The organism is Desulfobaculum sp. (assembly GCF_054921475.1).
Genome location: NZ_JBUDSW010000196.1, coordinates 1 through 7,106, shown reverse-complemented (window position 1 = coordinate 7,106; position 7,106 = coordinate 1). Strand labels below are relative to the sequence as shown.

Below are 7,106 nucleotides of genomic sequence, written 5' to 3'. Positions count from 1 at the left end.
GGCGCGCCAAAAAAAGCCCCCCGGCGGCCGGGGGGCTGTGCGAGTGTGGCGGCGACGGCCGCGCTACTCGCCTGCAAGGTCCTTCATGCTCAGGCCAATGCGGCCGCGTTCGCGGTCCACCTCGGTGACGCGTACGCGCACCTGCTGGCGCACGCGGACCACCTCGGCCGGGTCGCGCACAAAGCGGTCGGCCAGCTGGCTGATATGCACAAGGCCGTCGCGGTGCACGCCAATATCGACAAACGCGCCAAAGGTGGTGACGTTGGTGACAATGCCGGGCAGATGCATGCCGGGCTCCAGATCCTTGATGTCGTGTACGTCCGCAAAGGAGAAGACCTCAAAGCTGCTGCGCGGGTCGCGTCCGGGCTTTTCCAGCTCGCTCATGATGTCGCGCAGGGTGGGGAGGCCCACCTCGCCGTCCACGTAGGCGTGTATGTCAATGCGGGAGCGCGCGTCCGCGCTGGCGAGGAGGTCCGGGACGGTGCATCCGGCGTCCCCGGCCATGCGGCGGACAAGAGCGTAGCGCTCCGGGTGCACGGCGCTGGCGTCCAGCGGTTCGCGCCCGCCGGTGACGCGCAGAAAGCCCGCGCACTGCTCAAAGGCCTTGGGCCCGAGGCGGGGGACTTTCTTCAGTTGCGCGCGGGAGGCAAAGGGGCCGTTCTCCGTCCGGTAGGTCACGATGTTCTTGGCCAGCGACGGGCCAAGGCCCGAGACGTGGGACAAGAGCTCCACGCTGGCGCTGTTCACGTCCACGCCCACGGCGTTGACGCAGTGCTCCACCACGGCGTCCAGCGCGGCGCGCAGTTTCTTTTGGTCCACGTCGTGTTGGTACTGCCCAACGCCAATGGCTTTGGGGTCGATTTTGACAAGCTCGGCCAGCGGGTCCATGAGGCGGCGGCCAATGGAGACCGCCCCGCGCACGGTGACGTCATGGTCCGGGAATTCCTCGCGCGCGGTGGCGGAGGCTGAGTAGACCGACGCGCCAGCTTCGTTGACCATCACAACCTCGGGCGCACCGGGCAGGGTGAGGCCCCGGACAAAGGCTTCCGTCTCGCGTCCGGCAGTGCCGTTGCCGATGGCGATGGCCTGTATTGCGTAGCGGCTGCACAGGTCCGTGACGGTGCGCGCGGCCTCCTCGGCCTTGCGCCCGCCATGGGTGGGGAAGATTTTCGTCTCCGTAAGCAGCGCGCCCTGCTCATCAAGGCAGACGAGCTTGGCCCCAGTGCGGTAGCCCGGGTCAAGGGCCAGCACGCGCTTGTGTCCGAGGGGCGCGGCAAGCAGTAGTTCGCGCAGGTTGTCCGCGAAGACGGTGATGGCTTCGTCATCGGCGCGCAGTTTGAGGGCGGCCTTGGCTTCGTTCTCCATGGCTGGGGTGAGCAGGCGTTTGTAGGCATCCTGCACGGCCAGCAGCACCTGCTGGCTGTCTGCGCCCTTGCCGCGCACAAAGCGGCGGCTCAGGCGGGTGAGGGCGGCGTCCTCGTCCGGGCGCAGGCTCACGCGCAAGACGCCTTCGCTTTCCCCGCGCAGGATGGCCAGCACCCGGTGTCCCGGCGCTTTGGCCGCGCGCTCGCCCCAGTCAAAATAGTCGCGGAAGGTGGCGGCGGTGTCCGTCTCGGCCTTGGCCTTGACGACCGCCGAGCGCAGTTCGCCCTGACGGGCAAAGAGCTGGCGCAGGGTCTCGCGCGCGGCGCGGTCCTCGGCCACAACCTCGGCAATGATGTCGCGCGCTCCGGCAAGGGCGGCGTCCACGTCCGGCACGTCCTTGTCCGCATTCACAAAGCGGCGCGCGCCGTCCGCCGGGTCCAGCCCCTTTTGCACCAAAATCGCCTTGGCCAGCGGAGCAAGGCCCTTTTCCCGCGCCATTTCCGCACGGGTGCGGCGCTTGGGGCGGTGGGGCAGGTAGATGTCCTCCAGCTCGGCCATGGTGGCCGCGCCCGCCACGGCGCGCCTCAGCTCATCCGTCAGCAGGTCCCGTTCGGTGAGGGAGGACATGATGGACTCGCGGCGCTTGTCCAATTCGGCAAGGCGGTCCATCTGCTCGCGCACGGCGGCGATTTGGACTTCGTCCAGCCCCTTGGTCTGCTCCTTTCTGTAGCGTGCAATAAACGGAACTGTGGCCCCGCCGGACAGAAGCTCCGCCGTGGCGGAAATGGCGGCCTGAGAAAGACCGAGGCTTTTGGCTATGGTGTCGCAATGCTGTTGTGTCATGCGGTGTCCTTATGGTGAGAAGGTTCGCGCGCATTGGATACGCAAGGGCGCGTCGAGGTCAAGGGGTGTGTGAGGCAAGAGGGGGAGAATCCGCGCCAAAGGCCGGTCAGGGGCGGAAAATTAGCCCTGGGTGACACGTTTTTATATTTCATATGAAATTACGATGAGTAAAAAAAAATGATTATGCGAAAAATTGCTCTAACTCAAAAAAGATAGTACGGACCTGAACTCAAGAGGTGGGTCTATGGGTGCAAAAAGGTTTCATATTCTCGCGATAGTCTTGCTGCTGGCGGGGTTTTCCCTCCCGGCGCAGGCAAGGACGATGGAAAAGGACACCGACGGCGACGGCGTGGTGGACCGCGTGGCGCATTTTGATGCGGGCGGGCACCTGACGCGCCTTGAGGTGGACGCCGATGCTGACGGCCGGTTTGAACTGCGCCAGCACTACGAGGGCGGCACTATCGCCCGCGTGGAGCGCGACGCTGACGGCGACGGCGTGTGGGAGTGGACCGAAACCTACACAGGCGGCGTACGCCAGCACCAGCAGCGCCTCGCCGCAAACGGGCAGGTGGAATACGACGCCCGCTTTGATGCCAAGGGCCAGCCCCTGACCATTCGCCGCGACAGCACCGGGGACGGCGTTCTGGACACGGTGCAGGCCTATGACCATGGCGTCCTTGCCGCCGTGACGGTGGATGTGGACCAGAGCGGCGTGTGGGAAAGCCGGCAGGAGTATGACGGCGGCGTCCTGCACACCCGGCGTGTGGACGCGGACCAAAGCGGCATTGCCGAGGCTGTGTACACCTTTGCCGCGGACGGCAACGTCTGCCGGAGCGAGCACGATGCGGACGAGGACGGCTGGGCCGAGATGGTCCGCCAGTACGAGGGCGGGCAGCCCGTCCTGCAGGAGGAGCGCACGCCGCAGGGCGTTTTGACGCGCCGCACCGTGTACAGCGAGGGCCTGCCCGAGCGGCAGGAGCAGGACGTAAGCGGCGATGGGCGTCTGGACCTGACAACATATTTTGCCAAGGGCCGCCCCGTGCGGCAGGAGGCCGACACCACCGGCGACGGCGCGCGTGACACGGTTCGCCTGCTGGACGCCGAGGGCGTCCCCGCCACGGTGCGGCAGGACACCAATGCCGATGGGCGCTTTGATACCGTGCAGACCTACGCCGCAGGCGTTCCCCAGCGCCTTGAGCGCGATGAGGACCACGACGGACGCCGCGAAACCGTGGTGCTGTTTGCGGATGGCGTGCGCGCCAGCCTCACGCGTGACGCGGACGGCGACGGACGCCCGGACCATAAGGAAACCTACGACGCCACAGGCCAGTGCGTGCGCGTGGAGCATGACCGCAGCGGCAATGGGCGCATTGATACATGGCAGCGCCTGACCGGCGGTGAGGTGACGTTTATGGAGTCCGACGAGTCCGGCAATGGACGCGTGGACCTTCGGGCATGGTTTGCTGGTGGCAACAAGACCCGCCTGACGCGCGATGCGGACGGTGACGGCCGTTTTGAGATTACGCAGCGCTACGGCCACGAGGGTTGGGACATGGTGCTGACGCAGGATGGCGACGGGGACGGCGTGGCGGAATACCGTCTGTGCTACCGCGCGGGCCTGCTGCGCCACAAGGAGTACCGCCAGCCGGACGGTGCGGTGCAGATGGCGGAGTTCTTTGACGAGAAGGGCGCGCTGGAGCGAAGCCGCGAGCGCGAAGCCAGCGGCGCCGTGCTGACGTGGTTCTACGGCCCCGGCGGCGAAGCCCTGCGCGCCGAGCGCGACAGAGACGGCGACGGCTCGCCCGAGGAAGTCTTCACCTACGACGGCGGCGTTGTTGCCGCAGTGTGGGAGGACACCAACGGCGATGGGCGCCCTGATGTGTGGGAAACCTATGATGCCAAGGGTCGCCTTGTGTCCACGTCGCAGGACATGGACTTTGACGGCGAACCGGATTTGACCAAAGGCCAGCCCCGGGCTGGCGTGACGGACGCCGCCGATAGCGCGGCGGCAACGACGCGGAGGGATCATGTTGGAACTGCTGGGTAAGGGGGGCGTTCTCGTCTATCCCATTCTTGCGTGTTTTGTGCTGGTGTGCGCCATTTTTGTGGAGCGCCTTGTGGTGTTTTCCCGCGTGCGGGTGCGCGGGGCGGAGCTGGCAAGCGGCCTGGGACGCCTTGTGCGTGACGGCCGCGGCGGTGAGGCGCGCGCCATGCTCGATGGCGACAACAGTGCCCTTGGCCGGGTGCTGGCGCAGGTGCTGCCCGTCAGCGCGGCGGACAGGGAAATGATGGAAACCGTGCTTGTGAGCGCCACCAACGACGAATTGCGCCACCTCTCCCGCCGCACGCAACTGCTGGCCACCATTGGCAACATTGCGCCGAGCCTTGGGCTGCTGGGCACCGTTATCGGCATGATTAAGGCCTTTATGGTGATTCAGGAAATGGGCGGCAAGGTGAACGCCGCCGTGCTTGCGGGCGGCATCTGGGAAGCCATGCTCACAACGGCCCTTGGCCTTGCCGTAGCGTTGCCCGCCATGGCCGCGCACAGCTACCTGATGGCGCGCATCACCCGGCACGAGGCCGGACTGCGGCGCGGGGCAGTGGCCTACCTGCAAACCCTGACCGGACCGGAGCGCGAGGCATGATGGTCCGTCCTGATTCCCGCCCCCGTTACGGTGTGCAAGTGCCCCTGACGTCCATTATCGACATTGTCTTTTTGCTGCTCATCTATTTCTTGCTGACCACCAACTTCATGGTGGACGAGGGCATCACCGTCAAACTCCCCAAGGCGCAGGCCTCGGCCCCGCAGGTGGAGCGCGAGCTGGTGGTCTATGTGGACGCTGCGGGCAAAACATGGGTGGACGCCGACCCCGTCCCGGACGCCAGCCTGTTTACGGAGGTGAAGGGCCGCCTTGCCGCGCGCACGAACAAGGCCGTCATCATCCGCGCGGATAGGGATTTGGTGCTGGATAACGCGGTGCACGTCATGGACACGGTGAAGGCCGCCGGGGCGTCCAAGCTGTGCCTCGCCACCGAAAAGGGCGCGGGGCAATGATGGACGCCGTGCGCGAGGATGGCCTGTTTGCCGCCCTTGTGGGTGTCTTTGCCATTGCACTGTGCCTTGGGCTGTGGGCCGCGCCGAACCCCGGACCGGAGCGCCTTGCAGCCATTGAAATCGACATGGCGGACGTGCCCTCGGACTCCGGGCGCGATATCCCCACCCCGCGCCGCAGGCTGGATGCGCCAACACCCGTCTCGCCGCAGCCCGTCCGTGCCATGGCCCCGCCCATGGCCGCGCCTGCGCCAGTGAAAACCGCGTCGGTCGATGCGCCGACCATTCCCGCAGCCCCGGGCGCGGTGGGCGATATGGCCGCCCTTGCCGGGCCTGTTGGCGTGGCCGCTACGGCCAGCGATGCCATGGCGGGATTCATGGGCCAGCGGGACTACTTTGAACTGCTCAAAATGCGTGTGGACGCCATCAAGGTCTATCCCGAACAGGCCAAGGCCACGGCGCGGCAGGGGCAGGTTGTGGTGCGGTTTGTTCTGCACAGGGACGGGGCGGTGTCTGCGGTGACCGTGGCGCAGACCAGTGGCTCCAAGGCTCTTGATGAGGCCGCGGCCCGCGCTGTGGAGCGCGCCGCGCCGTTTCCCTGCCCCCCGGCGGGGCTGTTTGAGTTGCCGGTTCGCCTTCAGGTTGGCGTGCAGTTTCTGCTGACCTGATTCATCACCATACGGAGGAGAAGCAATGCGATATCAGGAACGAGACGGCGTCTTGGCGTCCTATGGCAGAGGAGCGGCGCTGGCCGCGCTGTTGGTGCTGTGCCTTGCGCACATTGCCTACGCGGGGCCGAAACAGCCCATGCAGTATGACAAAGCTGTCGCCCTTGGCGTTGCCGCCAGCGCGCAGGCCGCGGGAACCCTTGGCGCGCCGTGGCAGGAGCGCACCGCCATTGTCATGACCAACGCGGGCTTTGCCCTGCCGCAGGGGCTGGATACGCAGGGCTGCCTTGATGGCGTGACCCGCGCGACCGGGGCCAGCATTGGCGCGGCGCGGCTTATCACCGTGCAAAGCCGCTTTGACGCGCCGCTGTGGTTCGCTTTTTACGATGCTGGCAGCGGGCGCTGCGCATACCTGGAGTATACCGCGCAGGACGTGCAGCAGGCCTTTGGCAAGAACAAGGCGCGCCCTGTGGCGACCACGGTGCAGGTGCGCCGCATCAAGGCGGAGTACCTTTTTGCCCATCCGGAGGAACTGGGCGCGCCGGAAGGCAAGGCGCTCTTTGGCGGCAACGCGTTTCGCATTATCACCGCCATCAACGCTGCGGACCACGGCGCGGGCTCCAGCCTGCTGCGGGCCGTACAGGTGCACGACCACCTGTGCCCGGGCGTGTCCTCCGGCCTCGCCATTGCGTCCTACATCCGCGAGCACCTTGTGTCCGGGCCGGACACGAAGGTGTTCATCCTCAGCCTGAAGCCATGGTGCAAGGAAGACGCCCTGACCACACTGCTGAACGCCACACCCGGCAAGCGCGCCTACGCCGTGCTGTATCCCACGGATGAGGAGGTCGCCGCGTGGCCGAAGCCGCTGCCCTCCGTATGCTCCGTGGTGTTCACCAAAACAGGGGATGCGCCGTGGCACGCCACCATGCTGGGCTTTGACTTTGCCGAGGCAAAGAAGGCCTACGGCGGCGACCCCTATGGCGTCACCATCCTCGATAAGCTCCACGCGGATTTGTGGTTCATGGACAACATGGACGCGGCGCGCGGCCTTGTGACGCGGGTAAAGGACGCCGACCTTGCCCCCGGCCAGACGCCGCGCGCGCTGATGCGTCCGGGCGTGGACGTTATTTCGGCGTTGTCTGCCCTGTAGCGGGCGCTTTTCATAACATATTCCTATT

Annotated in this window: 6 protein-coding genes; 5 read left to right on the top strand and 1 reads right to left on the bottom strand. The window is 66.2% G+C overall.

Annotated features, from left to right (window positions below; translation table 11 throughout):
- Nucleotides 1–63: 63 nt before the first annotated feature.
- Nucleotides 64–2,208: a Tex family protein gene (locus tag ACY69P_RS12280; RefSeq protein WP_462327676.1), complete on the bottom strand. Its 2,145-nt coding sequence runs from the start codon at nt 2,206–2,208 to the stop codon at nt 64–66.
- 322 nt (nt 2,209–2,530) lie between these two features.
- Here ACY69P_RS12280 and ACY69P_RS12275 point away from each other — a divergent pair, with 322 nt between their 5' ends.
- From ACY69P_RS12275 to ACY69P_RS12255, 5 genes are read left to right on the top strand one after another with little or no spacing between them, the layout of a single operon-like run.
- Nucleotides 2,531–4,255 carry a hypothetical protein gene (locus ACY69P_RS12275; protein WP_462327675.1) on the top strand — a complete coding sequence of 575 codons (1,725 nt, stop codon included), beginning with the start codon at nt 2,531–2,533 and terminating at the stop codon, nt 4,253–4,255.
- A complete protein-coding gene (locus ACY69P_RS12270) occupies nt 4,236–4,853 on the top strand; it encodes a MotA/TolQ/ExbB proton channel family protein (protein WP_459897512.1) in 618 nt (205 codons plus the stop codon). The genes ACY69P_RS12275 and ACY69P_RS12270 overlap by 20 nt, the downstream gene beginning before the upstream one ends.
- Nucleotides 4,850–5,263, top strand: coding sequence for an ExbD/TolR family protein (locus tag ACY69P_RS12265; protein ID WP_459897513.1), 414 nt, complete (start codon nt 4,850–4,852; stop codon nt 5,261–5,263). The genes ACY69P_RS12270 and ACY69P_RS12265 overlap by 4 nt, the downstream gene beginning before the upstream one ends.
- Nucleotides 5,260–5,928, top strand: a complete 669-nt coding sequence (locus ACY69P_RS12260; RefSeq protein ID WP_462327674.1) for a TonB family protein — start codon at nt 5,260–5,262, stop codon at nt 5,926–5,928. Before ACY69P_RS12265 ends, ACY69P_RS12260 begins: the two co-directional genes overlap by 4 nt.
- Nucleotides 5,929–5,953: 25 nt before the next feature.
- On the top strand, nt 5,954–7,078 hold the full coding sequence (locus ACY69P_RS12255; protein ID WP_459897515.1) for an FmdE family protein: 1,125 nt from the start codon (nt 5,954–5,956) through the stop codon (nt 7,076–7,078).
- Nucleotides 7,079–7,106: the final 28 nt, after the last annotated feature.